Below are 26109 nucleotides of genomic sequence, written 5' to 3'. Positions count from 1 at the left end.
GGAACGCGCTGCGTGGTCCCGGGCCGACGCCGCTAGGCTGGCCGGGTGCGCACCCCGCGAGCGGGGTGCGCAAAGCCGACAGCCGTCGCATCCCAGGGAGCAGTTCCTATGGCCTCGCCGTCCCAGCAGACCGCCCAGCAGTCCCGCGCAGCCGCCCTCCGTGAGGCGCTCGCCACCCGCGTGGTGGTGGCCGACGGCGCGATGGGGACCATGCTCCAGGCCCAGGACCCGTCCCTCGACGACTTCCAGGGCCTCGAAGGCTGCAACGAGGTCCTCAACATCACCCGGCCCGACATCGTCGCCGCCGTGCACGAGGAGTACTTCGCCGTCGGAGTGGACTGCGTCGAGACCAACACCTTCGGCGCCAACCTCGCCGCCCTCGGCGAGTACGACATCGCGGACCGCGTCTTCGAGCTGTCCGAGGCCGGTGCCCGCATCGCCCGCGAGGTCGCCGACCGCCACGCCACCCCCGACCGCCCGCGCTGGGTGCTCGGCTCGGTCGGCCCCGGCACCAAGCTGCCCACCCTCGGCCACGCCCCGTACACCGCGCTGCGCGACGCCTACCAGACCGAGGTCGAGGGCCTGGTCGCCGGCGGCGCGGACGCCGTCCTGGTGGAGACCACCCAGGACCTGCTCCAGACCAAGGCGTCCCTCATCGGCGCCCGCCGCGCCCTGAAGGCCGCCGGGGTCGACCTGCCGCTGCTGTGCCAGGTCACGGTGGAGACCACCGGCACCATGCTGCTCGGCTCCGAGATCGGCGCCGCCCTGACCGCGCTGGAACCGCTCGGCATCGACCTGATCGGCCTCAACTGCGCCACCGGCCCCGCCGAGATGAGCGAGCACCTGCGCCACCTCGCCCGGCACGCCCGCATCGGCGTCTCCGCCATGCCCAACGCGGGCCTGCCGGTCCTCGGCAAGGACGGCGCCCACTACCCGCTCACCCCGTCCGAACTCGCCGACGCCCAGGAGGTGTTCGTGCGCGAGTACGGCCTGTCGCTGGTCGGCGGCTGTTGCGGCACCACGCCGGAGCACCTGCGCCAGGTCGTCGAGCGGGTCCGCGGCCACGAGGTCGCCCCCCGCACCCCGCGCCCGGAGCCCGGCGCCGCCTCCCTCTACCAGGCCGTGCCGTTCCGCCAGGACACCTCGTACCTGGCCATCGGTGAGCGCACCAACGCCAACGGCTCCAAGAAGTTCCGCGAAGCCATGCTGGAGGGCCGCTGGGACGACTGCGTGGAGATGGCCCGCGAACAGATCCGCGAAGGCGCCCACCTGCTCGACCTGTGCGTCGACTACGTGGGCCGCGACGGCGCCGTGGACATGCGCGAGATCGCCGGGCGCCTGGCGACCGCCTCCACCCTGCCGATCGTGCTGGACTCCACCGAACCGGCCGTCCTGCAGGCCGGGCTGGAGCTGCTGGGCGGGCGCGCCGTCATCAACTCCGTCAACTACGAGGACGGCGACGGCCCCGAATCCCGCTTCCAGAAGGTCACCGCGCTCGCCGTCGAGCACGGCGCCGCCCTGATCGCCCTCACCATCGACGAGGAGGGCCAGGCCCGCACCCCCGAGCACAAGGTCGCCGTCGCCGAGCGGCTGATCGCCGACCTGACCGGCAACTGGGGCGTGCACGAGAGCGACATCATCGTCGACTGCCTGACCTTCACCATCGCCACCGGCCAGGAGGAGTCCCGCAAGGACGCCGTCGCCACCATCGAGGCGATCCGCGAACTCAAGCGCCGCCACCCCGACGTGCAGACCACCCTGGGCCTGTCCAACGTCTCCTTCGGGCTCAACCCGCCCGCCCGGATGGTCCTCAACTCCGTCTTCCTCAACGAGTGCGTCGAGGCGGGCCTCGACTCGGCGATCGTGCACGCCGCCAAGATCCTTCCCGTCGCCCGCATCCCCGAGGAGCAGCGCGAGGTCGCCCTCGACCTGATCCACGACCGCAGGCGCGAGGGCTACGACCCGTTGCAGCGGTTCCTGGAGCTGTTCGAAGGCGTCGACACCAAGTCCGTCAAGGCCGGCCGCGCCGAGGAACTCGCCGCCCTGCCGCTGGACGAACGGCTCCAGCGCCGCATCATCGACGGCGAACGCAACGGCCTGGAGGCCGACCTCGACGAGGCGCTGGCCGGGCGGCCCGCCCTGGAGATCGTCAACGACACGCTGCTGGAAGGCATGAAGGTGGTCGGCGAGCTGTTCGGCTCCGGCCAGATGCAGCTGCCGTTCGTCCTGCAGTCCGCCGAGGTGATGAAGAGCGCGGTGGCCCACCTCGAACCGCACATGGAGAAGAGCGACGAGGCCGGCAAGGGCACCATCGTGCTCGCCACCGTCCGCGGCGACGTCCACGACATCGGCAAGAACCTCGTCGACATCATCCTGTCCAACAACGGCTACAACGTGGTCAACCTCGGCATCAAGCAGCCCGTCTCGGCGATCCTGGACGCCGCCCAGGAGCACCGGGCCGACGTGATCGGCATGTCCGGGCTGCTGGTGAAGTCCACGGTGATCATGAAGGAGAACCTGGAGGAGCTCAACCAGCGCGGGCTGTCCGCCGACTTCCCCGTGATCCTCGGCGGCGCCGCCCTCACCCGCGCCTACGTCGAGCAGGACCTGCACGAGATCTACGAGGGCGAGGTCCGCTACGCCCGCGACGCCTTCGAGGGCCTGCGCCTGATGGACGCGCTCATCGCCGTCAAGCGCGGCGTGCCCGGCGCCACCCTGCCCGAGCTCAAGGCCCGCCGGGTGCCCAAGCGCGACCTGCCCGAGACCGAGCCGCAGGAGAACCTCGGCCAGGTCCGCTCCGACGTCTCCGTCGACAACCCGGTGCCCGCCCCGCCGTTCTGGGGCAGCCGGGTCGTCAAGGGCATCCCGCTCAAGGACTACGCCTCCTGGCTGGACGAGGGCGCCCTGTTCAAGGGGCAGTGGGGCCTGAAGCAGGCCCGCGCGGGCGGGCCCACCTACGAGGAGCTGGTGGAGGACGAGGGCCGCCCCCGGCTGCGCGGACTGCTCGACAAGCTCCAGACGGAAGGCCTGCTGGAGGCCGCCGTCACCTACGGCTACTTCCCCTGCGTCTCCAAGGGCGACGACCTGATCGTGCTGCACGAGGACGGCTCGGAGCGGGTCCGCTTCACCTTCCCCCGCCAGCGCCGCGGCCGCAGGCTCTGCCTGGCCGACTTCTTCCGGCCGCAGGAGACCGGCGAGACCGACGTGGTCGGCTTCCAGGTCGTCACCGTGGGCAGCAAGGTCTCCGAGGCGGCCAACGAACTGTTCGCCGCCGACTCCTACCGCGACTACCTGGAGCTGCACGGCCTGTCCGTCCAGCTCGCCGAGGCGCTCGCCGAGTACTGGCACGCCCGGGTCCGCGCCGAGCTGGGCTTCGGCGGGGAGGACCCGGCGGACGTCGAGGACATGTTCGCCCTGAAGTACCGCGGTGCCCGCTTCTCGCTGGGCTACGGCGCCTGCCCCGACCTGGAGGACCGGGCGAAGATCGCCGAACTGCTGGAGCCGGGCCGGATCGGCGTCGAGCTGTCGGAGGAGTTCCAGCTCCACCCCGAGCAGTCCACGGACGCCATCGTGATCCACCACCCGGAGGCGAAGTACTTCAACGCCAGGTGACGCCCCGCGGGCCTGCGCCAAGGCGGGCGTGCCGCGCGGCGCCGCACTCCGGTGGCACGGACGGGCGCGTCACCCGGTGTTTCCCCCGGCGAGCCCGTACGGCCACGCGCTCGCCGGGCGGATGATCCACCCCGGACGTACACTGGACGGTCCGGTGGAGGCCGGTCGCTCACCGCGTCAGTGGTGGACGGCCGGCCTCTTCGTCCCCTACGGAGGTATCCGGATGACCAGCAGCGTCCCCGCCGTCCAGGTCCAGCGCACCGACGGCCCGTCCCCGCGGGCCGTGCTGCTCGACATGGACGGCACCCTGGTGGACACCGAGGGGTTCTGGTGGTCCGCCGAGAGCGAGGTCTTCGCCGAGCTGGGCCACGTCCTGGGCGAGGAGCACCGCCAGGTCGTCATCGGCGGCCCGATGACGCGCAGCGTGGCGCACCTGATCGCCGTCACCGGCGTCCGGCAGACCTTCGACGAGCTGTCCGTCCTGATCAACGGCCGGTTCACGGAACTCATCGGCCGCGGTGTCCCGTTGATGCCGGGCGCCCGGCGCCTGCTGACCGAACTCGCCGCCCACCAGGTGCCCACCGCACTGGTCTCCGCCTCCCACCGGCACATCATCGACATCGTGCTGCGCTCCCTCGGCCCGGAGAACTTCGCGCTGTCGGTCGCCGGCGACGAGGTCACCCACACCAAACCGCACCCCGAGCCGTACCTGACGGCCGCCGCCGGGCTCGGCGCCGATCCGGCCGACTGCGTGGTCGTGGAGGACACCCTGACGGGGGTCGCCTCCGCCGAGGCGGCCGGCTGCCGGGTGGTCGCGGTGCCCTCGCTGGTGCCCATCTCGGCGGCTCCCGGACGCACCGTCGTGACGTCCCTGGAACAGGTCGATCTGACTTTTCTCCGCTCGGTGATGGCACCCGCCACCTGAAACGATGACGGTGAAGGAACAACCCGTGCACTGAGCGTGCCGCGCAATTCCCCGCGAGAACTCTCGGCTCCCGCCTGCTCATTTTCCGTGACGAATACGCTGATCGAATTCCCGGAGGGCCCCGCACGGCGGGTTCCGTGATTCTTGTCACTGGCGCGTCCGTTGACGTGCGTCGTGGCATGTGATAGACGGCGGCCCCTGAAGGCCTTCCGGGCGCCCTTGTGTCCCGTTTGGTGGCCGCAAGGGAAGAACGCGCCGGTGTCCGGATATCGGAGTGCGACGCGTCGTTATCTCGGTGTGATTCCGCCTCAACTGGTCCGTGTTCTGGTGCAGTCAGGTGCTCCTACTAGGGTCTTCGCTGGTCAATGCCGAAACACCAGATCGGCATTGGGCAACGGATTCACGAGATGCCGCTCACCAAGCCGCCGTGACCGCTGCCGCCGCACCGAGACCATGAAGGAGGGCCGATGACCGCCTACCCGGGCACGCGGCGCGGGACGCACCCCGCCGCGCACCGCTCCCGCGTGGCCGTCCCCGGCCGGTGCGGTGGCGGCCCTGCCGCACGGAGCGAGAACTTTGGCGTCTCCTTGGTACGGAACCACCGCAACCTCGGTATCGTCGCGGCAGCGTGCGACACGGACCGCGGTGGTGTGCACGGACCCCTCGCCGAACGGGGCGTCCCGCACACGGTGTTGGCCGGCCCGCCGCACCCGCCCGCCAAGGAGCCGCTCCACTCCGCCGTCCCGGCAGGGACACAGGTACGACACCGATGATGTACGGGGGAGCGGGCGGCGCCGGCGTAGCGCCCTCCGCAGTGCGAACAGCCAACGCCGACAAGGGAGACCAACGAGGATGAATCGCAAGCTACTGGTGCTGCCGGCCGTGGTGGGCCTGATCGCGCCCGCCCTTGCCGCGTGCGGTGGTTCGAGCGGCGGCAGTGGGGGCGGCGGCGACGCCATCGTCGTGGGCACCACCGACCAGATCGAGGTGACCAAGGACAGCCCGGCACCGCTGGATCCGGCCGACTCCTACGACATCGGCGAGTGGAACATCCTCGGCAACACCCTGCAGACCCTGCTGAGCTTCCCGCCCACCGGCACCGACCCGATCCCGGACGCCGCGAGCAAGTGCGGCTTCACCGACCAGCTGGGCGAGACCTACCGCTGCACCCTGCACGGCGGCCTGAAGTTCTCCAATGGTGACCCGCTGACCTCGAAGGACGTCAAGTTCTCCATCGACCGTCAGCTGGGCATCCACGACCCCAACGGTCCGTCCTCGCTGCTCGACAACGTCGACAAGGTCGAGGCCCCGACGGACGACACCATCGTCTTCCACCTCAAGACCCCGGACGCCACCTTCCCCTACAAGCTGGCGACCCCGGCGGCGGCGATCGTCGACAGCAAGGTCTACCCGGCGAACAAGATCCTCGCCGGTACGAAGCTCGTCGGCTCCGGCCCGTACAAGCTGGACTCCTTCAAGCAGGGCGACGAGGCGGTCTTCGACAAGAACCCCAACTACAAGGGTGCCTTCAAGCTCAACAACGACAAGATCACCCTGAAGTTCTACAAGACCTCGGCCGCGATGGTCCAGGCGCTGCAGAACGGCCAGGTCGACGTCGTCAACCGCACCATGACGCCGGACGAGATAGCCAAGTTCCAGGACACCACGTCCAGCAAGATCAACCTGGTCGAGGCGCCCGGCTCGGAGATCCGCTACCTGGTCTTCAACACCAACGACCCGACCGTCAAGAGCGTCGCCGTCCGCAAGGCCGTCGCCGAGGTCGTCGACCGCGAGGCGCTGGTCCGCGACGTCTACGCGCGCACCTCCGAGGCGCTGTACTCGATGATCCCGCAGGGCATCACCGGCCACAGCAACTCGTTCTTCAACACCTACGGTGAGCCCAGCGTCTCCAAGGCCAAGCAGACACTGCAGAAGGCCGGGATCACCACGCCGGTCCCGCTGACGCTGACCTACACCACCGACCACTACGGCTCGGTGACGGCCAACGAGTTCGCCGAGCTGAAGAAGCAGCTGGAAGCCAGCGGTCTGTTCAAGATCACGCTCCAGGGCGTGCCGTGGGACACCTTCCGCAACGCCTCGCTCAACGACAAGTACCAGGTCTGGGGCATGGGCTGGTTCCCCGACTTCCCGGACCCGGACAACTACCTGGCGCCGTTCATGGGCAAGGACAACATCCTCGGGACGCCGTACCGCAACAGCCAGATCGAGGACCAGATCATCCCGGCCGAGCGCAAGCAGACCGAGCGCAGCGCGACCGTGAACAGCTTCGAGACCGCGCAGCAGGACCTCGCGCAGGACGTGCCGTTCATCCCGCTGTGGCAGGGCAAGCAGTACCTGGCCGCCAAGAACGACATCACGGGCACCGAGTGGGCGCTCAACTCCTCCTCGGAGCTCCAGTTCTGGGAGCTGGGCCGCGGCGTCTCGGAGTGATCCGGACGGCGGCCCGTCAGGGCCGGTGACGAAGGGGTGGGCCCCGGTGCGTACGAAGCACCGGGGCCCACCCCTTTCCGGATCTTCCGCAACGGGAGTCTCCGGACCGTCCTCACCGGGAGCGGATCAGGACGCCCCGGGCCGCACCAGGCCGCTCTCGTACGCGTACACCGCGGCCTGCACCCGGTCCCGCAGGCCCAGCTTGGTCAGCACATGGCCGACGTGCGTCTTGACGGTGGTCTCGCTGACGAACAGCTCGGCGGCGATCTCGGCGTTGGACAGCCCCCTGGCCACCAGCTTGAGCACCTCCACCTCGCGCTCGGTCAGCGTGCCCAGCGCCTGCGGCAGCGGCTCCTCGCCGGACGGCAGCCGTCCCGCGTACTTGTCCAGCAGCCTTCGCGTGATGCTCGGCGCGAGCATCGCCTCGCCCGCGGCCACCACCCGGATCGCCTGCACCAGCTCGACCGCCGGCGCGTCCTTGAGCAGGAAGCCGCTGGCGCCCGCGCGCAGCGCCTCCACCACGTACTCGTCCAGGTCGAACGTGGTGAGCACCAGGACCTTCGCCGGGCCGTCCCGCCCCGGGCCGGTGATCTGCCGGGTCGCCTCGACACCGTCCATCCGGGGCATCCGGATGTCCATCAGCACCACGTCGGGCTGTAGCGCGCGCACCTGCTCCAGCGCCTGCAGGCCGTCCCCGGCCTCGCCGACCACCGCGAGGTCCGCCTCCGCCTCCAGGATCATCCGGAAACCGGTGCGCAACAGCGGCTGGTCGTCCACGAGCAGGACGCGGATCGCCACGGGATCTCCTTCGGGCAGGGGGCGGTCGGCCCCATTCTGGCCTAACCGGCCGGATCGGACGGCACCAGATCGTCCGGAGCCGTCCGCGTCGTGGGCAGTGGATAGACCGGGGGCGTGCCGCCGAACGAAGGGCACAGCGCACGGTGGTCGCACCAGTCGCACAGCCTGCCGGGCCGCGGGCGCCAGTCGCCGGTCTCGGTGGCCCGCCGGATGGCCTCCCACAGCGCCAGCAGCTTGCGCTCCACCCCGCGCAGGTCCTGCTCGGTCGGGTCGTACGTCAGCACGTCGCCGCTGCCGAGGTAGACCAGCTGGAGGCGGCGCGGCACCACCCCGCGCAGCCGCCACAGCACCAGCGCGTAGAACTTCATCTGGAACAGCGCCTCGGCCGCGTACTCCGGGCGCGGTGCCTTGCCCGTCTTGTAGTCGACGACCCGCAGGTCGCCGGTGGGCGCCACGTCCAGCCGGTCCACGTAGCCGCGCAGCACGAGGCCCGACTCCAGCGCCGTCTCGACGTACAGCTCGCGCTCGGCCGGCTCCAGGCGCGTCGGGTCCTCCAGCGAGAACCAGCGCTCCACCAGCCGCTCGGCGCTCTCCAGCCACCGCGCCAGCCGCTCCGCCGCGGACGGCCCGGCCGCACTCTCCGCGGCCTCCGGTCCCACGTCGGCCACCCCTGCGTCGTCCGCCGGGTCCGTCGCCCCGCCGGGCGACTCCGGCGCGAACAGCTCGGCCAGCTCGGGGCGCTCGGCCAGCAGCCGCTGCCACTGCGGCGCCACCATCGAACGGGCCAGCAGCGGCGTACGCTCGATCGCGGGGACGTCGAACAGGCGCTCAAGCACCGCGTGGACCACGGTCCCGCGGGTCGCCGCCTCGCTGGGCTTCTCCGGGAGCCGGTCGATGACCCGGAAGCGGTACAGCAGCGGGCACCGTATGAAGTCCCCGGCCCGGGACGGCGACAGCGACGACGGGGGCCTGGGAGCGGCGAGTTCGGGCCTGGCGTTCATGGCACCGACCCTAAGGGGCGCCACTGACATCCCCGCGCACCGCGTCGTTACCATCGACGGCAGACGCCCCGTACCGCATGATCGAGTACGGGGTTCACCTTGACGAGGGGACACAGTGGACAACAGCGGGCATCCGCAGTCCGGCAGCGGGGGAGCGGCCCCCGGGCCGGGGCCCAAGGGCGGCGGAGGAGGCAAGCGCCCGCGCGAGGCGGGAGGCGGCATCCTCATGGGCCGCCCCTTCGGCGTGCCGGTCTACGTGGCGCCCAGCTGGTTCCTGGTCGCCGCGCTCATCACCTGGGTCTTCGGCGGCCAGCTCGACCGGGTCCTGCCGGAGCTGGGCGCCGCCCGCTACCTGGTGTCGCTGTTCTTCGCGGTCGCCTTCTACGCCTCCGTGCTGGTCCACGAGCTCGCCCACACCGTCGCCGCGCTCCGCTTCGACCTGCCGGTGCGCCGCATCCAGCTCCAGTTCTTCGGCGGTGTCTCGGAGATCGAGAAGGAGTCCGACAGTCCCGGCCGGGAGTTCGTGCTGGCCTTCGTCGGGCCGCTGCTGTCCCTGGTGCTGGCCGGGGTCTTCTACCTCGGCATGCGCGGCGTCACCCCCGGCACGGTGCCCGGCGTGCTGCTCGCCGGACTGATGGTCTCCAACCTCATCGTTGCCGCCTTCAACCTGCTGCCCGGGCTGCCGCTGGACGGCGGCCGGATGCTGCGCGCCGTGGTCTGGAAGCTCAGCGGCAGGCCGATGACCGGCACCGTCGCCGCCGCCTGGACCGGCCGCGCGCTCGCCGTCGCCGTGCTGATCGGGCTGCCCCTGCTCAGCTACGCGGGCGGGCGCGGCGACCAGACGACCGTCACCGGCGCCGACTCGCTCACCGACGCGCTGCTCGCCGCCATCCTGGCCGCCATCATCTGGACCGGCGCGGGCAACAGCCTGCGCATGGCCCGGCTGCGCGAGCGGCTCCCCGGCCTGCGCGCCCGCACCCTGACCCGCCGGGCGGTCCCGGTCGAACCGGGCACCCCGCTGTCCGAGGCGCTGCGCCGGGCCAACGAGGCCGGTGCCCGCGCCCTGGTCGTCGTCGACCCGCACGGCGACGCCACCGGCCTGGTCCGGGAGAGCGCGATCATGAGCATCCCCGAGCACCGCCGCCCCTGGGTCGCCGTCAGCGGCCTCACCCAGGACCTGCGGCCCGGGATGCGGGTGTCGGCCGAGCTGTCGGGCGAGGAGCTGCTCGACACCCTGCGCGAGACCCCGGCCAGCGAGTACCTGGTCCTGGAGCCCACCGGCGAGATCTACGGCGTCCTGTCCACCGCGGACGTCGAGCGGGCCTTCGTCCAGGCGATGGCCCAGCCGGCCCGCCCGTAGCCCCGCGCCGACCTGGTCGCGAAGGGCGGGTTGGTCGGGGAGGACGGGCCCGCGGCGGCCGGGGCACCCGCTGACCTCGGATAGGCTGTTCACATGTCCGAACCGACCGGTGCCGCCCGCCGTCGCGGGCCCTTCCAGGTCGGGGACCAGGTCCAGCTCACCGACCCCAAGGGACGCCACCACACCTTCACGCTCGAAGCGGGCAAGAGCTTCCACACCCACAAGGGCTCTTTCCCGCACGACGAGCTGATCGGCGCCCCCGAAGGCAGTGTCGTGCGTACCACGGGGAACATCGCGTACCTCGCGTTGCGGCCCCTGCTCCCCGACTACGTCCTGTCCATGCCCCGCGGTGCCGCCGTGGTCTACCCCAAGGACGCGGGGCAGATCCTGTCGATGGCCGACATCTTCCCCGGCGCGCGGGTGGTCGAGGCGGGAGTCGGCTCCGGCTCGCTCAGCTGCTTCCTGCTGCGCGCGGTCGGCGACCAGGGCATGCTGCACAGCTACGAGCGCCGCCCCGACTTCGCCGAGATCGCCGCGGACAACGTGCGCCGCTACTTCGGCGGCGAGCACCCGGCCTGGCAGCTGACCGTCGGCGACCTCCAGGACAACCTGTCCGACACCGACGTCGACCGCGTCATCCTCGACATGCTCGCCCCCTGGGAGTGCCTGGAGCCGGTCTCCAAGGCCCTGGTGCCCGGCGGCATGCTGTGCGCCTACGTTGCCACCACCACGCAGCTGGCCCGCACCGTCGAGGCGATCCGCGAACACGGCACGTTCAACGAGCCGACCGCGTGGGAGACCATGGTGCGCACCTGGCACGTCGAGGGTCTCGCGGTGCGGCCCGACCACCGCATGATCGGCCACACCGGCTTCCTGCTGACCGCCCGCCGCCTCGCGGACGGTGTCGAGCCCCCGCTGCGCCGCCGCAGGCCCGCCAAGGGCGCCTACGGCGAGGACTACGCGGGCTGGGGAGGGAAGGACGCGACCCCGGCCGCCCGCGAAGGCGCCGCCGCCCCGCAGGACGAGCCCCCGACCGCGTAGCCGTCACCCCAAGGGGGCGGGTCCACACCCGCCGCCCGCCCTCGAAGCGCCCGCCCGTCCCGAAGCGCCCGCGTGCCTCGACGAAGCGCCCGCGCGCCTCAACCTCCCGGCGCCGTCGCCGAGTTCCCCGTTCCGGGAACCCGGCGGCGGCGCCGAGTCGTTGGATGACCAGGGGGCGCTTGCGCGCCGCCCCGAGCCCGCGTGCGCACACCGTGCCGACGGCCGCCCCGGTGGTCCCACGCCGTGTGACCTGTGGCACCATGCTGGCCACCCCTTCGGACACGCCTTACGGCCCGAGTTCCAGGAGACGTTCGCGCGTGCAGCCTTCCGCCGGACCGGACCTTCCCCACACCCGCGCCACCGCGGCGCACTGGCTCGCGACCGGCCTGGGCCTCGCCGCCGCCGTCGCGATCTGCGTGCTCGCGCAGCCCGCGGGCGCCGCCCCCACCCTCGCCCCCGCCACCGCGCCCGGCGCCCCGAACGCCTCGGCCGCCCACTACCCGATCGCCTGCCACGGCCTGCCGGTCGACGTGGTCACGAAGGCCGCCGCCGACCTCGACGGCGACGGGCGCCCGGAGACGGTCGCCGTGGTCCGCTGCGACGCCCCGACCGGCACCCCGCCCAGCGGCGTCTACGTGCTCGACCAGCCCGCCGCACCGGGCGGGACGCCGCGCGTCGTCGGCACCCTCGTCGACCCCGCGAACAAGCTGAGCCTGCGGGACTTCACCGTCACCGGACGCACCGTCTCGGCCACCCTGCTCGGCTACTCCTCGAACCAGGTGCCGCGCTGCTGCCCGGACCTGGCGCGGAAGTTCAGCTGGGTCTGGAACGACGGCCGCTACGTCGCGATCCCCGGCCCGCACGCCAACAGCGTCTGAGCCGACCCCGTACCCGACGGGATCCGGCCAGGGCGGACCGCGGCCCGAAGCCGTGCGAAGACCTGCCGCGCCGCCCGTACGCGACCCGTGCCCGCCCGGTCATCGCGGGTGAACGCCCCGGCGCTTCCAGGAACCGCCGGGGCGACGCGTCACTCCGCGTCCGGCCCGTACACCTCTACGCGGTCGGACACCCTGCGCACATGGATGCAATCGCCGGGGCACTCCTTCGCGGAGTCCACCACGTCGGTCAGCAGCGGCAGCGGCACGGGAACGGTCGCCCCCGGCTCCGCGCGCAACTCCTCGTCCTCACCCTTGACGTAGGCCAGCCCGTCGATGTCCAGCTCGAAGACCTCCGGCGCGTACTGGGCGCAGATCCCGTCGCCGGTGCACAGGTCCTGGTCGATCCAGACCTCCAGCGCCTCACCCGTCGCGTCCACAGCCTCGCTCACGAAAATCCCTCGCCTGCCGTTCGTCGTCTCGCCCGGTCGTCCGGTCCGCGCCGTTGCGCAGGCCGTGCGTACCCGCCCGGGACGGTCCCGGAACCGCCGGGAATAACGGATCCTGGCGGGTGTTGACCAAACTGACGATACAACCGGTCGCTTTCCGATGTTGTTGGGTGGGTATCTCCCTGACGTGGGGGCGCGCGCAAGGGTGAAGATCGGACACACCCCGACCGGGTTTGTGATCTAGGGGTTTCAACCCGCACCGGCCCAGGTAGGGTCTGAAAGCGTCCAGCTCCCCCTGGAGGAGGTGAGGACCGTGGCAGCCCACGACGACGACATGAACCGTGGCAACCGGCCCGCACGGGGTTCGGAGGACCCCGCGAGCCAGGTGGCCTTTCTCGAGCAGGAAATCGCCGTCCTGCGACGTAAGCTCGCCGACTCTCCGCGGCACACGAGGATTCTCGAAGAGCGGATCGTCGAGCTCCAGACCAACCTGGCAGGCGTTTCCGCGCAGAACGAACGACTGGCCAACACCCTGCGTGAGGCGCGCGACCAGATCGTGGCCCTCAAGGAGGAAGTGGACCGGCTCGCCCAGCCGCCTGCCGGATTCGGCGTCTTCCTGCAAGCGAACGACGACGGTACGGCCGACATCTTCACCGGCGGCCGGAAGCTGCGGGTGAACGTCAGCCCGTCCGTCGAGGTGGACGAACTCCGGCGTGGCCAGGAGGTCATGCTCAACGAAGCGCTCAACGTGGTCGACGCGATGGAGTTCGAGAGCGTCGGCGACATCGTCACCCTCAAGGAGATCCTCGAGGACGGCGAACGGGCGCTGGTGATAGGGCACACCGACGAGGAGCGGGTGGTCCGGCTCGCCGAACCGCTGCTGGACGTCACCATCCGCGCCGGCGACGCCCTGCTGCTGGAGCCGCGCTCCGGCTACGTCTACGAGGTCGTCCCCAAGAGCGAGGTCGAGGAACTCGTCCTGGAGGAAGTCCCGGACATCGACTACGACAAGATCGGCGGCCTGGGCAACCAGATCGAGCTGATCCGCGACGCGGTCGAACTCCCCTACCTCTACCCGGACCTGTTCCGGGAGCACGAACTGCGCCCGCCCAAGGGCGTTCTGCTCTACGGCCCGCCCGGATGCGGCAAGACGCTCATCGCCAAGGCGGTCGCCAACTCCCTTGCCAAGAAGGTCGCCGAGGTCACCGGGCAGCCCCAGGGCAAGAGCTACTTCCTGAACATCAAGGGCCCCGAGCTGCTCAACAAGTACGTCGGCGAGACCGAGCGGCACATCCGCCTGGTCTTCCAGCGGGCCCGGGAGAAGGCGAGCGAGGGCACCCCCGTCATCGTCTTCTTCGACGAGATGGAGTCGCTCTTCCGCACCCGCGGCTCCGGCGTCAGCTCGGACGTGGAGAACACCATCGTCCCGCAGCTGCTCGCCGAGATCGACGGCGTCGAGGGCCTGGAGAACGTCATCGTCATCGGCGCCTCCAACCGCGAGGACATGATCGACCCGGCCATCCTGCGCCCCGGCCGGCTGGACGTGAAGATCAAGATCGAGCGTCCGGACGCCGAGGCCGCCAAGGACATCTTCTCGAAGTACCTCACCGCGAAGCTCCCGCTGCACACCGACGACCTGTCGGAGCACGGCGCGTCGCCCGACGCCACCGTCGGCGCCATGATCCAGTCGGTGGTCGAGCGGATGTACGCGGAGACCGAGGAGAACCGCTTCCTGGAGGTCACCTACGCCAACGGTGACAAGGAGGTCCTGTACTTCAAGGACTTCAACTCCGGCGCCATGATCCAGAACATCGTGGACCGGGCCAAGAAGATGGCGATCAAGGACTTCCTCGACCACAACCAGAAGGGCCTGCGCGTCTCCCACCTGCTCTCCGCCTGCGTGGACGAGTTCAAGGAGAACGAGGACCTGCCGAACACCACCAACCCGGACGACTGGGCCCGCATCTCCGGAAAGAAGGGCGAGCGGATCGTCTTCATCCGCACCCTCGTCACCGGCAAGCAGGGCGCCGACACCGGTCGCTCGATCGACACCGTGGCCAACACCGGGCAGTACCTGTAGGACGCCGTCCGGCTGCCGGGTACCGGTCCCCACCGGTACCCGCGGCCGGACACGTTTTTCCTGGTCCGGGGCCGAAGCCGAGGAAAGCGCCAAATGATCTCCCCGCCGCCCTCCTCGCGCTCTACGCTCTTCGGTACCGCGCCACGCGCAAGGAGGGCCGCATGACCGTACGGCGAGTAATGGGGATCGAGACGGAGTACGGGATCTCCGTCCCGGGCCACCCGAACGCCAATGCCATGCTCACCTCGTCCCAGATCGTCAACGCCTACGCGGCGGCGATGCACCGGGCGCGCCGGGCCCGCTGGGACTTCGAGGAGGAGAACCCGCTGCGGGACGCCCGCGGCTTCGACCTCGCCCGGGACTCCGCGGACTCCAGCCAGCTCACCGACGAGGACATCGGGCTGGCCAACGTGATCCTCACCAACGGTGCCCGGCTCTACGTCGACCACGCCCACCCGGAGTACAGCGCCCCCGAGGTCACCAACCCCCGGGACGCGGTGCTGTGGGACAAGGCGGGCGAACGCATCATGGCCGAGGCGGCCGAACGGGCCGCCCAGCTGCCCGGCGCGCAGCCCATCCACCTGTACAAGAACAACACCGACAACAAGGGCGCCTCCTACGGCACCCACGAGAACTACCTGATGAAGCGGGAGACCGCCTTCTCGGACATCGTCCGCCATCTGACCCCGTTCTTCGTTTCCCGTCAGGTCTTCACCGGCGCCGGCCGGGTCGGCATCGGGCAGGACGGCGGGGAGCACGGCTTCCAGATCAGCCAGCGGGCGGACTACTTCGAGGTCGAGGTGGGTCTGGAGACCACCCTCAAGCGGCCCATCATCAACACCCGCGACGAACCGCACGCGGACGCCGAGAAGTACCGCAGGCTGCACGTCATCATCGGCGACGCCAACCTCTCGGAGATCTCCACCTACCTCAAACTGGGCACCACCTCCCTGGTCCTGTCCATGATCGAGGACGGGTTCATCGCCGTCGACCTGGCCGTGGACCAGCCGGTGCGCACCCTGCACCAGGTCTCCCACGACCCCGGTCTGCGACACCTGATCACGCTGCGCAGCGGCCGCACCCTCACCGCGGTGCAGCTCCAGATGGAGTACTACGAGCTGGCCCGCAAGTACGTCGAGGACCGCTACGGCACCGACGCCGACGAGCAGACCAGGGACGTGCTGACCCGCTGGGAGGACGTCCTGGGGCGCCTGGAGAGCGATCCCATGAGCCTGGCGGGCGAGCTGGACTGGGTGGCCAAGCGGGAGCTGCTGGAGGGCTACCGCAGGCGGGACGGCATCGACTGGGACGCCGCCCGGCTGCACCTCGTCGACCTGCAGTACGCGGACGTACGCCCCGACAAGGGCCTGTACAACCGTCTGGTGGCCCGGGGCCGGATGAAACGGCTCCTGGACGAGGACGCGGTCTCCCAGGCCCGTATCAAGCCTCCTGAGGACACCAGGGCCTACTTCCGGGGCCGCTGTCTGGAGCAGTACGCGGACGACGTGGCGGCGGCCTCGTGGGATTCGGTCATCTTCGACCTGCCCGGCCGTGACTCCCTGCAACGGGTGCCCACGCTGGAGCCACTGCGCGGCACCCGCAACCACGTCAAGGAGCTGCTGGACCGCTGCCACACGGCGGAGGACCTGGTCCGGATCCTCTCGGGCGGCTGAAAGGCGGTCCGGGAGGGAATCATCCAGGTGACCCCCGAGCGTTGAAGGGGGTGAACCGGCTCACCGGCCGGCCCGGACCGCCGCAGCACCTGGTCACCGGAGAACAGAGCCGATGTCGGACCCGGCTTGTAGGGTCTGATCTTGCAGGACATGCAACCGAGCGGGGTGAGGGGCACATGGCTACCAAGGACACCGGCGGGCAGCAGCGAGCGACGCGTTCCACCGAGGAGGTCGAGGAGACCACCGAGGACGAGCAGTCCACCACGGACCTCAAGGAGCGCCAGGAGAAGCTCTCGGACGACGTCGACTCCGTCCTGGACGAGATCGACGACGTCCTGGAGGAGAACGCGGAGGACTTCGTCCGGAGCTTTGTCCAAAAGGGCGGACAGTAGGCGGCGAGGACCCGGCCCGCGCGACGGGAGGGAGCGCTTCCGCTGCGGAGCGCCCCCGTCGTCGGCGGGCCTCGTCGTCCCCTGCCCGACCCGTGGCCGGAGGCGTCCGGTGGCACGCCGTCGCGGGGGCCGTTCGGCTTCGGTTCCGGATGTGGATCACCGCCGCCCGGCGGGTAGGGTCCTGGCGTACCGTGCATCAACCGCAACTGACGCATCACAGAGCTCAAGGACGACCCGGACGTCCCCACGTCGGGCCGCCGCATACCCGGAAGGAAACGTGTGGAAGCCAACACTCGTAGCACCGGGCGTCTACCAGCTGCCTTCCTGACGCCCGGATCGTCGTCGTTCCTCGACTTCCTGGGGTCGCACGCGCCCGAACTCCTGCCGGGCGGGCGCTCGTTGCCCCCGGTGCAGGGCGCCGTGGAGATCCCGCACGGCACCACCATCGTCGCCGCCACCTTCCCCGGCGGCGTCGTGCTCGCCGGTGACCGCCGCGCGACGATGGGCAACGTCATCGCGCAGCGCGACATCGAGAAGGTCTTCCCCGCCGACGAGTTCTCCGCGGTCGGCATCGCCGGCACGGCGGGCCTCGCGGTGGAGATGGTCAAGCTCTTCCAGCTGGAGCTGGAGCACTACGAGAAGATCGAGGGGGCCACGCTCTCCCTGGAGGGCAAGGCCAACCGGCTGTCCACGATGATCCGCGGCAACCTCGGCATGGCCCTGCAGGGCCTGGCGGTGGTCCCGCTCTTCGCGGGGTACGACACCGACCGCGAGCGAGGCCGGATCTTCTCGTACGACGTGACCGGCGGCCGCTCCGAGGAGCACGGCTTCGCGGCCACCGGCTCCGGCTCGGTCTTCGCGCGCGGCGCCCTGAAGAAGCTCTACCGCAAGGACCTGACGGAGCAGCAGGCGGTCACCGCCGTCGTCCAGGCGCTCTACGACGCCGCCGACGACGACTCGGCGACCGGCGGCCCCGACCTCGCCCGGCGGATCTATCCGATCGTCACCGTCATCACCGAGGACGGCTTCCGCAGGCTCGGTGACGAGGAAGGGGCGGACATCGTGCGCGCCATCCACGAGCGGCGGCTCCAGGAACCGGACGGCCCGCGGGCCTCCGTCCTGTAGGCGGCGCGACCCACGTGACCGGACAGCACTCCGCACTGACAGAAAGGGACGGATAGCCGGTGTCGACGCCGTTCTATGTCTCACCACAGCAGGCCATGGCGGATCGCGCCGAGTACGCCCGCAAGGGCATCGCGCGCGGACGCAGCGTCGTCGTGCTCCAGTACACCGACGGCATCCTCTTCGTCGCCGAGAACCCGTCCCGGGCGCTCCACAAGGTCAGTGAGATCTACGACCGCATCGCGTTCGCCGCGGTCGGCAAGTACAACGAGTTCGAGAACCTGCGGATCGGCGGCGTGCGCTACGCCGACCTGCGCGGTTACACCTACGACCGGGACGACGTCACGGCCAGGGGCCTGGCGAACGTCTACGCGCAGACGCTGGGCACCATCTTCTCCAGCGTCGGCGAGAAGCCGTACGAGGTGGAGCTGATCGTGGCGGAGGTCGGCGCGGCCCCCGAGGACGACCAGATCTACCGGCTGCCGCACGACGGTTCCATCGTCGACGAGCACGGCGCGGTGGCGGTCGGCGGCAACTCCGACCAGATCGGCACCTACCTCGACCAGCGCCACCGCGACGACATGACGCTCGCCCAGGCGCTCAAGCTCGCCGTGGACTCCCTCGGCAGGGACAACAACGGCGGCGAACGGCGGCTGACCGCCGAGCAGTTGGAGGTCGCGGTGCTGGACCGCACCCGGCCGCAGCAGCGCAAGTTCCGCCGGGTGCTGGGCGGTGCGCTCACCCGGCTGCTGGAGTCCGGGGCCGCCGAGGCCCCGGCGTCGCAGGACGCCGGGGCGGACGAGGACTCCACCGAGCAGGAGTAGCCGCTCCGGAGCGGCGTTCACCGTGGCTCCACCGGGCACGGCCCGGTGGAGCCACGGATCATCAACTCGACCGGCAGGTCGGCCTGTTGCGGGCTCAGCCCGTCGATCACCGCGAGCAGCGCGGCCATGCCCCGGGCCCCGGCCTCGTCGGCCGGGAGCCGCACGGTGGTCAGTTCGGGTTCCACCGCGGTCGCCAGCGCCAGGTCGTCGAACCCGGTGACCGACACGTCCAGCGGCACCCGCAGCCCCAGCCGCCGTGCCGCCTTGCAGGCGCCCGCGGCGAGCACGTCGTCGTCGCAGACCAGCGCGGTCGGCCGGGCTCCCGGCGCGGTCAGCGCGTCGTGCGTGGCCCGCAGACCGCCCTCGACGCTGAGCGCCGCCGTCCGCCGGGTGACGACCGCGCCGGGCAGGTCCCGCGTCGCGGCGTCGAACGCGGCGCGGCGCACCCGGAAGGTCCAGGAGTCGACCGCCGAGGCGATGTGCGCGATCCTGCGGTGGCCCAGCGCCGCCAGATGGCCCGTCACCTGCCGCATGCCGGAGGCGAGGTCCAGGTTGACGGTGGCCGCCGCCCCGCTCTGCGCCGGGTCGCTGTCCAGCATGACCAGCGGCAGCCCGCCCGGTCCGCCCGCCGTCCGCGGAGCCGCGGCCGTCTCCCCGCTGATCGCGGCCAGCGCGTCGGCCGCCATCGAGGAGGCGATCACCCCGTCCAGCGCCGCCCGCGCCGAGCCGAACGGGTCGCGGGCCGGACCCACGCCCTCCGGCGAGGGGTAGAGCACCACCCCGAAGTCGTGTGCGGCGGCGACCCGGGCGGCGCCGGTGTGGACCCGGGCGAAGTACTCGTTGGTGAGCGCGGGCACCACCAGCAGCGCGGTCCTGGTGCGGCCGAGCCGCAGGCTGCGGGCCGCGAGGTTGGGCCGGTAGCCCAGCCGCAGGGCGGTCTCGCGTACCGCGTCCGCCGTCGCGGGGGAGACCCGCCCGCGCCACTTGCCGCCCAGCACGAGCGAGACCGTGGCCTGCGAGACGCCCGCTTCGCGGGCGACGTCCCGTGAGGTGGGACGGGTGGTGGGCGGCACCTGCCGCGCTCCTTCCGGTCGGTCCCCGCGGTCCGTGGTTGGACGCGCGGGGTGCGCCCATGCTACGTATGACGCGATCGACGTTATACGTAAAACCTCGCGCGGGTGAGCCGCGCACGACACCGTGGGCACCGCCCGCGGGAACGGGGAGGACATGGCGACCGGCTATCTGCCGCTGCTGCGTACCCGGCACGCGCTGCGGCTGCTGACCGGCACTCTGGTCGGGCGGCTGCCCAACGCGACCGCCGCGCTGGCGATCGTGCTGTTCACCCGGGCCCACGGCGGCGACTTCACCCTCGCCGGGGCGCTCTCCGCGGTCTACGGCCTCGGCAACGCCATCGGCCAGCCGGTGCTGGGACGGCTGGTCGACAAGCGCGGCCAGCCGGGCGTGCTGCTCGGCGGCGCCGTGGTGGCCGCCGCCGCGACCACGCTGTTCGCCCTGACCGGCCCCCGCCCGCTGCCGCTGTCCTGCGCGGCGATGGCGGTCGCGGGCCTGGCCACGCCGCCGCTGGAGGGCGCGTTGCGGGCGCTGTGGCCGAGCGTGCTGGGCGGACGCCAGGAGCAGGTGCACGCCGCCTACGCGCTGGACGCCGCCGCCCAGGAGGTGATGTTCGCGGTCGGCCCGCTGCTGGTCACCCTGATCGTGGCCGCCGCGTCCACCGCCGCCGCGCTGGTGACACTGGCCCTGGTCGGGGTCGCCGGGACGCTGTGCGTGGTCACCTCCGGGCCCTCGCGCCGCTGGCGGGCGGGGGAGCGCGACACGCACTGGCTCGGGCCGCTGCGCTCGCGCGGTCTGCTGACGCTGCTGGGCTCGCTGTTCTTCGTCGGACTGGCGCTGGGCTCGATCGCGGTGGCGGCCGTGGCGTACGCCGACGCGCACGGCGGCGGCATGGTCTCCAGCTGGCTGCTGTCCGCGCTGGGCTTCGGCGCGCTCGTCGGCGGGGTGACGTACGGGGCGCGCACCTGGGCCGGCGTGCCGGAGCGGCGGCTGCGGCTGCTGATGCTCGCCCTCGCCGTCTCCTACCTGCCGTTGGTGGCCGACGCGCCGGTCGCCGTGATGACGGCGCTGTCCGCGCTCGCCGGACTGTTCCTCGCGCCGGTGCTCGCCTGCGCGTTCGTCGTGGTCGACCGGCACGCCCCGGCGGGCACCGTCACGGAGGCGTTCTCCTGGGTGGTGACCGCGTTCGGCGTCGGTGCGTCGCTGGGCACGGCGGTGGCCGGTCCCGCCGCCCAGTACGGCGCCGCGCGGGCGGCGTTCGCCGTCGCGGGGGCGGGCGGCACGGTCGCGTTGCTGGTCCTGTTGGCCGGTAGCCGCTTTCTCGCCACGCCAAACCTGCGGCAGCGGAAGGAAAATGATCGAATCGTGCCCGCCGAACCCGGTTTCAGCAGTAGTCATCAGGCGTAATGTTCAGTCATGGACCGCCGCATTTTCGGGCTGGAGAACGAGTACGGCGTCACGTGCACGTTCCGGGGACAGCGACGCCTGTCGCCGGACGAAGTGGCGCGGTACCTCTTCCGCCGTGTCGTGTCATGGGGTCGCAGCAGCAACGTCTTCCTGAAGAACGGCGCCCGCCTCTACCTCGACGTGGGCTCGCACCCGGAGTACGCCACTCCCGAGTGCGACAACGTGACCGAACTGGTCACCCACGACAAGGCCGGAGAGCGCATCCTGGAAGGCCTGCTGGTGGACGCCGAGCGCAGGCTCCACGAGGAGGGGATCGCCGGCGACGTCTATCTGTTCAAGAACAACACCGATTCCGCGGGCAATTCGTACGGCTGCCACGAGAACTATCTGGTCGCCCGGCACGGTGAATTCTCCCGCCTCGCCGACATCCTGATTCCGTTCCTGGTCACGCGTCAGCTGCTGTGCGGTGCGGGCAAGGTGCTCCAGACGCCACGCGGCGCGGTCTACTGCGTCAGCCAGCGCGCCGAGCACATCTGGGAGGGCGTCAGCTCGGCCACCACGCGCTCGCGCCCCATCATCAACACCCGGGACGAGCCGCACGCCGACGCCGAGCGCTACCGCAGGCTGCACGTCATCGTCGGCGACTCCAACATGTCCGAGACGACCATGCTGCTCAAGGTCGGCGCCACCGATCTGGTGCTGCGCATGATCGAGGCCGGTACCGTGATGCGCGACCTGACCCTGGAGAACCCGATCCGGGCGATCCGCGAGGTCAGCCACGACATAACGGGACGCCGCAAGGTGCGGCTGGCCAGCGGCCGAGAGGCCTCCGCGCTGGACATCCAGGAGGAGTACTACTCCAAGGCGGTCGACTTCTGCGAGCGCCGCGGCATCCGCAACGGGGTCACCGCGCAGGTCCTCGACCTGTGGGGCCGCGCGCTGGAGGCGATCGGCTCCGGCGACCTGTCGTCGATCGGCACCGAGATCGACTGGGTGATGAAGTACCAGCTCATCGAGCGGTACCGCAAGCGCGACAACATCACCATGTCGCACCCGAGGATCGCGCAGATAGACCTCGCGTACCACGACATCCACCGCCGCCGCGGGCTGTACTACCTGCTGGAGCGCAAGGGCCAGGCCAAGCGGATCTGCGACGACCTGCGGATCTTCGAGGCCAAGTCGGTGCCCCCGCAGACCACCCGGGCGCGGCTGCGCGGGGACTTCATCCGGCGCGCCCAGGAGCAGCGCCGCGACTTCACCGTCGACTGGGTGCACCTGAAGCTGAACGACCAGGCGCAGCGCACGGTGCTGTGCAAGGACCCGTTCCGTTCGGTGGACGACCGGGTGGAGAAGCTGATCGCCGGAATGTGACCCGGTCGTGAGGTGATCGGCGCCCCTCGCGATCTCCATAGGTTCATCACATGAGTCACATGAGGCGTCAAGCGAGTGCCGGGGCCCCGTACGTTTCTCGTACGGGGCCCTTCCTTCGTCGTACAGTGGCACGCATTGCCCGCTCGCGACCCCGGTTGGACTGATGACTCGCACTACGTTCGTACGACGCGCCGCCGCGATGCTGGTGGCACCGGCCCTCCTGCTCACCGCGGCGGCCTGTGGATCCAACTCATCGAGCGGTTCCTCCGGCGCGGTGGCCCAGGTCACCGGCAAGGAGGGCAGCAAGCCCGCCATCACCATCCCCAAGAAGGGGGACCCGTCGAAGAGCACCGTCGTCAAGACGCTCGACGCGGGCTCCGGCACGACCATCAAGAAGGGCGACTGGGTCCGGGCCGACGTCCAGGCGGAGAACTGGAAGAACGGCCAGCCCATCGTCAGCTCCTGGACCACCACCTCCTCGGCGAACAGCCCGCACCAGCAGCTGGTGCTCCAGACCGGGCAGGCCAGCCAGCAGCTGCCCGAGAAGGTCCTCGACGCGGTCGTCGGCCAGAAGACCGGCAGCCGGGTCCTGGTGCAGGGCACCGCGGGCGACCTCGTCGGCTCCGGCCTCAACCCGCAGTCCGGCATCTCCGCCTCCGACACCCTGGTGTGGGTGGTCGACGTCGCCGCCGCGGGCTCCTTCGACGCCAAGGCCGAGGCCAAGGGCACCCAGGCGCCGAGCCAGTCGGGCCTGCCGACGGTGCAGTCGCCGTCGCAGAAGCCGGCCGTCATCACCATCCCCAAGGGTGAGAAGGCCCCGTCGCAGCTCAAGCAGCAGGTGCTGATCCAGGGCACCGGCCCGGTCGTCAAGAAGGGCCAGGGCCTGATCGCCCAGTACACCGGCGTCATGTGGTCCAACGGCAAGAAGTTCGACTCGTCCTGGGACCACGGTGGCGCCACCGGCTTCCAGATCGGCACCGGCTCGGTCGTCCCCGGCTGGGACAAGGCCCTGGTCGGCAAGCACGTCGGTGACCGGGTGCTGGTCGTGATCCCGCCCGCGGACGGCTACGGCTCCCAGGGCAACCCCCAGGCGGGCATCTCCGGCACCGAGACGCTGGTCTTCTCGGTCGACATCCTGGGCACGGTCTGATCATCTCCCGTGGGCCGGGATGGGAGACTGTCCCGGTCGCAGGACATCGCACTGAGGAGCACCGACGTGAACATCGAAAAGCCCGAGATCGACTTCCCGGAGGGCCAGGCGCCCGCGGACCTGGAGATCGAGGACATCTGGGTGGGCGAGGGCGCGGAGGCCAAGGCCGGCCAGAACGTCACCGTCCACTACGTGGGCGTCGCCTTCAGCACCGGTGAGGAGTTCGACGCGAGCTGGAACCGCGGCCAGGCGTTCACCTTCCCGCTCGGCGGCGGCCGGGTCATCAAGGGCTGGGACCAGGGCGTGCAGGGCATGAAGGTCGGCGGGCGCCGCCGGCTGACCATCCCGGCGCACCTCGCCTACGGCAACCAGAGCCCGACCCCGGCGATCCAGCCCGGCGAGACGCTGATCTTCGTCGTCGACCTGCTCAAGGTCTGAGCGAGCCCGGTTCGGACATCCGTTCCGACGACGGCCCCCGCCCCTCCGGGCGGGGGCCGTCGGCTTTTGCGGCGGGCGCGCGGAGCGGTAGGTTCGACGGCGGAACAGCTGAACAGGAGGGGTGCGTCGTGGCCATCGCCAAGGCCGAGCGACTGATGAACCTGGCACTGTGCCTGATGAACACCCGTCGCCCGCTCGCCAAGCGCGAGTTGCGCCTGTCCATCGAGGCCTACCGCGAGATCGGCACCGAGGACGCGTTCAACCGGATGTTCGAGCGCGACAAGGACGACCTGCGGGAGCTGGGCATGGTCATCGAGACCGTCGAGGCGCTCGACGGCGAGACCGGCTACGTGGCCCGCCGCGACCGCAACCGCCTCCCCGAGATCGCCCTGGACGCCGAGGAGGCCGCCGCGCTGAGCCTGGCCGCCCGGGTGTGGCAGCAGGCCCGCCTCGCCGGTGCCGCCAGCGGCGCCCTCCAGAAGCTGCGGGCCGCCGGGGTGCCGTTCACCGAGGAGGGGTACGGCGAGGGGCACAGCGTCATCGAGCCGCACATCCCGGCCCACGAGCCCGCGTTCGAGCCGCTGATGCTCGCCGCCCGCGACCGCCGCCCCGTCGTCTTCGAGTACCGCAAGGCCAGCGCGGTGCGCCCGGAGACCCGTGAGGTCGAGCCGTGGGCCCTGGAGTGCTGGCGCGGCCACTGGTACCTGGCCGGATGGGACCGCGAGCGGTCCGCCCGCCGGGTCTTCCGGCTCAGCCGCATCACCGGCCGGGTCCGCCCGCGCGGCGGCCGGTTCACCGCCGAGGTGCCCGACCACGTCGACGTGCGGCAGACGGTGGCCAGCTGGGCCGGGGAGGGCGCCACCTCCACCGCGCGCATCCGGCTGCGCCGCGGCGCCGGGTACCCGCTGCGCGCGAAGGCGGTCGAGACCGTCCCCGCGAGCGGTGAGTGGGCGGCGGACTGGGACGAGCTGGAGATCCCGTACGGGCACGGGCTCGACGCCTGGCTGGTGGAGTTCGGGGCGGACGCGGTGGTGCTCGCCCCCGAGGAGCTGCGGGCGGACGTCATCGACCGGCTGCGTGCCGTGGCGAAGGGCTGAGGGGGCCACGAGATGTCCAACGCGATCGACCAGACCCGCCGCATGCTGTCCCTGGTGACCTACCTGCGCGAGCGGCCGGGCGCCCGGGTCGGCGAGGTGGCCCGCGCCTTCGGGGTCAGCGAGGCCGAACTCATCGGCGACCTCAACGTGCTGCCGATGTGCGGCACCAGCTTCCGCGGCGGCGACCTGCTGGACATCGACACCGACGGCGAGCACATCTGGTGGCACAACGCCGCCACCGCCGACGAGGTCGCCCAGCCGCTGCGGCTCGCCGCCGACGAGGCGACCGCCCTGCTGGTGGCCGCCCGCGCCGTCGCCACCCTGCCGGGGCTGCGCGAGAGCGACCGGCAGGCTCTGCTGCGGGCCTGCGCCAAGCTGGAGACGGCGGCCGGCGAGGCGGCCGGGGCGAGCTCGCGGCTGTCGGTGACCTTCGAGTCCGAGGGCGGTGTCTTCGCCGACGTGGACCGGGCCATCGCCGAGCGGCGCAGGCTGTGGATCCGCTACTACTCGCCCGCCCGCGACGAGCTGACCGAGCGCGAGGTGGACCCGATCCGGCTGTTCGCGGTCGGCCACACCTACTTCGAGGGCTGGTGCAGGCTCTCGGAGGACCGCCGCACCTTCCGGCTGGACCGGGTCGCGGAGATCAAGCTGCTGGACGAGCCGTCCGACCCGCCGCCCATCGAGCCGCGCGACCTGTCGGCCGGACTGGTGCAGCCCGCGGGCGACGACCCCGAGGTGGTCGTGGAGGTGGGCCCCGGCGGGCGCTGGGTCGCCGAGTACTACCCGTACGACAGCGCCGAGGAACTGCCGGACGGCGGGCTGCGCGTCACCCTGCGCACCCCCGACCCCGGCTCGCTGCGCAGGCTGGCGCTGCGCCTGGGCCGCGACGGCCGCATCGTCTCGCCGTCGGCGCTGGCTGACAGCGCCCGGGACGCCGCGCAGCGGGCGCTCGCGGCCTACGGCGAGCGGTGA

At 71.3% G+C, this 26109-nt stretch carries 21 protein-coding genes; 17 read left to right on the top strand and 4 right to left on the bottom strand.

Features of this window, described 5'->3' with window-relative positions:
• The first annotated feature begins 108 nt into the window (after positions 1-108).
• From metH to K7472_RS06145, 3 genes are all read left to right on the top strand, one after another.
• The gene (gene metH / locus K7472_RS06155; protein ID WP_222974815.1) at positions 109-3612 is read left to right on the top strand and encodes a methionine synthase; all 3504 of its coding nucleotides are present in this window, start codon (positions 109-111) and stop codon (positions 3610-3612) included.
• A gap of 223 nt (positions 3613-3835) precedes the next feature.
• Entirely contained in the window at positions 3836-4537 is a 702-nt protein-coding gene (locus K7472_RS06150) for an HAD family hydrolase (protein WP_222974812.1), read from the top strand.
• Between the two features lie 852 nt (positions 4538-5389).
• Complete coding sequence (locus tag K7472_RS06145) at positions 5390-6988, top strand: ABC transporter substrate-binding protein (RefSeq protein WP_222974810.1); 1599 nt, start codon at positions 5390-5392, stop codon at positions 6986-6988.
• 126 nt (positions 6989-7114) lie between these two features.
• Here K7472_RS06145 and K7472_RS06140 read toward each other — a convergent pair whose 3' ends face one another.
• A complete protein-coding gene (locus K7472_RS06140) occupies positions 7115-7786 on the bottom strand; it encodes a response regulator (protein WP_109454040.1) in 672 nt (223 codons plus the stop codon).
• A gap of 41 nt (positions 7787-7827) precedes the next feature.
• Entirely contained in the window at positions 7828-8787 is a 960-nt protein-coding gene (locus K7472_RS06135) for a RecB family exonuclease (protein WP_252395149.1), read from the bottom strand.
• Between the two features lie 115 nt (positions 8788-8902).
• Here K7472_RS06135 and K7472_RS06130 point away from each other — a divergent pair, with 115 nt between their 5' ends.
• The 3 genes from K7472_RS06130 (at position 8903) to K7472_RS06120 (ending at position 12066) form a co-directional block, all read left to right on the top strand.
• Positions 8903-10147 carry a site-2 protease family protein gene (locus K7472_RS06130; protein ID WP_222974806.1) on the top strand — a complete coding sequence of 415 codons (1245 nt, stop codon included), beginning with the start codon at positions 8903-8905 and terminating at the stop codon, positions 10145-10147.
• A gap of 93 nt (positions 10148-10240) precedes the next feature.
• Positions 10241-11188, top strand: coding sequence for a tRNA (adenine-N1)-methyltransferase (locus K7472_RS06125; RefSeq protein WP_222974804.1), 948 nt, complete (start codon positions 10241-10243; stop codon positions 11186-11188).
• A gap of 317 nt (positions 11189-11505) precedes the next feature.
• The gene (locus K7472_RS06120) at positions 11506-12066 is read left to right on the top strand and encodes a hypothetical protein (protein WP_222974799.1); all 561 of its coding nucleotides are present in this window, start codon (positions 11506-11508) and stop codon (positions 12064-12066) included.
• A gap of 149 nt (positions 12067-12215) precedes the next feature.
• On the opposite strand, the gene K7472_RS06115 is transcribed toward K7472_RS06120, so the two are convergent.
• Positions 12216-12515, bottom strand: a complete 300-nt coding sequence (locus K7472_RS06115) for a ferredoxin (RefSeq protein WP_372457926.1) — start codon at positions 12513-12515, stop codon at positions 12216-12218.
• 310 nt (positions 12516-12825) lie between these two features.
• Between K7472_RS06115 and arc the strand changes: the two genes are divergently transcribed.
• The 5 genes from arc (at position 12826) to prcA (ending at position 18603) form a co-directional block, all read left to right on the top strand.
• Positions 12826-14592, top strand: a complete 1767-nt coding sequence (gene arc, locus K7472_RS06110) for a proteasome ATPase (RefSeq protein ID WP_222974797.1) — start codon at positions 12826-12828, stop codon at positions 14590-14592.
• A 161-nt stretch (positions 14593-14753) separates the two neighbouring features.
• Positions 14754-16265: a depupylase/deamidase Dop gene (gene dop, locus K7472_RS06105; protein WP_372457925.1), complete on the top strand. Its 1512-nt coding sequence runs from the start codon at positions 14754-14756 to the stop codon at positions 16263-16265.
• A 176-nt stretch (positions 16266-16441) separates the two neighbouring features.
• Positions 16442-16657 carry a ubiquitin-like protein Pup gene (locus K7472_RS06100; RefSeq protein WP_222974795.1) on the top strand — a complete coding sequence of 72 codons (216 nt, stop codon included), beginning with the start codon at positions 16442-16444 and terminating at the stop codon, positions 16655-16657.
• Between the two features lie 279 nt (positions 16658-16936).
• The gene (prcB, locus tag K7472_RS06095) at positions 16937-17782 is read left to right on the top strand and encodes a proteasome subunit beta (RefSeq protein WP_222974793.1); all 846 of its coding nucleotides are present in this window, start codon (positions 16937-16939) and stop codon (positions 17780-17782) included.
• A gap of 59 nt (positions 17783-17841) precedes the next feature.
• Positions 17842-18603 (top strand): proteasome subunit alpha, encoded by a 762-nt coding sequence (prcA, locus tag K7472_RS06090; protein ID WP_222974791.1) that lies wholly within the window; start codon positions 17842-17844, stop codon positions 18601-18603.
• A 17-nt stretch (positions 18604-18620) separates the two neighbouring features.
• Here the strand turns inward: prcA and K7472_RS06085 are convergent, their stop codons facing one another.
• Positions 18621-19676 (bottom strand): LacI family DNA-binding transcriptional regulator, encoded by a 1056-nt coding sequence (locus tag K7472_RS06085; RefSeq protein ID WP_308013787.1) that lies wholly within the window; start codon positions 19674-19676, stop codon positions 18621-18623.
• A gap of 154 nt (positions 19677-19830) precedes the next feature.
• Between K7472_RS06085 and K7472_RS06080 the strand changes: the two genes are divergently transcribed.
• From K7472_RS06080 to K7472_RS06055, 6 genes are all read left to right on the top strand, one after another.
• Positions 19831-21081, top strand: a complete 1251-nt coding sequence (locus K7472_RS06080; protein WP_222974786.1) for an MFS transporter — start codon at positions 19831-19833, stop codon at positions 21079-21081.
• A 9-nt stretch (positions 21082-21090) separates the two neighbouring features.
• Positions 21091-22452 (top strand): Pup--protein ligase, encoded by a 1362-nt coding sequence (gene pafA / locus K7472_RS06075; RefSeq protein ID WP_222974783.1) that lies wholly within the window; start codon positions 21091-21093, stop codon positions 22450-22452.
• 163 nt (positions 22453-22615) lie between these two features.
• Complete coding sequence (locus tag K7472_RS06070; protein ID WP_222974781.1) at positions 22616-23602, top strand: FKBP-type peptidyl-prolyl cis-trans isomerase; 987 nt, start codon at positions 22616-22618, stop codon at positions 23600-23602.
• A gap of 66 nt (positions 23603-23668) precedes the next feature.
• On the top strand, positions 23669-24040 hold the full coding sequence (locus tag K7472_RS06065; RefSeq protein ID WP_222974779.1) for an FKBP-type peptidyl-prolyl cis-trans isomerase: 372 nt from the start codon (positions 23669-23671) through the stop codon (positions 24038-24040).
• A 128-nt stretch (positions 24041-24168) separates the two neighbouring features.
• Positions 24169-25137, top strand: a complete 969-nt coding sequence (locus K7472_RS06060; protein WP_222974777.1) for a helix-turn-helix transcriptional regulator — start codon at positions 24169-24171, stop codon at positions 25135-25137.
• Between the two features lie 12 nt (positions 25138-25149).
• Positions 25150-26109 (top strand): helix-turn-helix transcriptional regulator, encoded by a 960-nt coding sequence (locus K7472_RS06055; protein ID WP_222974775.1) that lies wholly within the window; start codon positions 25150-25152, stop codon positions 26107-26109.

This window comes from Streptantibioticus parmotrematis (genome assembly GCF_019890615.1).
In the GTDB taxonomy this organism is placed as follows: Bacteria; Actinomycetota; Actinomycetes; order Streptomycetales; family Streptomycetaceae; genus Streptantibioticus_D; species Streptantibioticus_D parmotrematis.
Note: the sequence above shows the minus strand (reverse complement) of the source record. Positions and strands in the feature narration are given on the sequence as shown.

Excerpts from the sequence above, each read along its gene's own strand:
- K7472_RS06135 (WP_252395149.1), bottom strand. The coding sequence starts at position 8,787 with ATGAACGCCAGGCCCGAACTCGCCGCTCCCAGGCCCCCGTCGTCGCTG.
- dop (WP_372457925.1), top strand. The coding sequence starts at position 14,754 with ATGACCGTACGGCGAGTAATGGGGATCGAGACGGAGTACGGGATCTCC.
- K7472_RS06125 (WP_222974804.1), top strand. The coding sequence starts at position 10,241 with ATGTCCGAACCGACCGGTGCCGCCCGCCGTCGCGGGCCCTTCCAGGTC.
- K7472_RS06055 (WP_222974775.1), top strand. The coding sequence starts at position 25,150 with ATGTCCAACGCGATCGACCAGACCCGCCGCATGCTGTCCCTGGTGACC.
- K7472_RS06150 (WP_222974812.1), top strand. The coding sequence starts at position 3,836 with ATGACCAGCAGCGTCCCCGCCGTCCAGGTCCAGCGCACCGACGGCCCG.
- K7472_RS06100 (WP_222974795.1), top strand. The coding sequence starts at position 16,442 with ATGGCTACCAAGGACACCGGCGGGCAGCAGCGAGCGACGCGTTCCACC.
- pafA (WP_222974783.1), top strand. The coding sequence starts at position 21,091 with ATGGACCGCCGCATTTTCGGGCTGGAGAACGAGTACGGCGTCACGTGC.
- metH (WP_222974815.1), top strand. The coding sequence starts at position 109 with ATGGCCTCGCCGTCCCAGCAGACCGCCCAGCAGTCCCGCGCAGCCGCC.
- K7472_RS06145 (WP_222974810.1), top strand. The coding sequence starts at position 5,390 with ATGAATCGCAAGCTACTGGTGCTGCCGGCCGTGGTGGGCCTGATCGCG.
- K7472_RS06080 (WP_222974786.1), top strand. The coding sequence starts at position 19,831 with ATGGCGACCGGCTATCTGCCGCTGCTGCGTACCCGGCACGCGCTGCGG.
- K7472_RS06070 (WP_222974781.1), top strand. The coding sequence starts at position 22,616 with ATGACTCGCACTACGTTCGTACGACGCGCCGCCGCGATGCTGGTGGCA.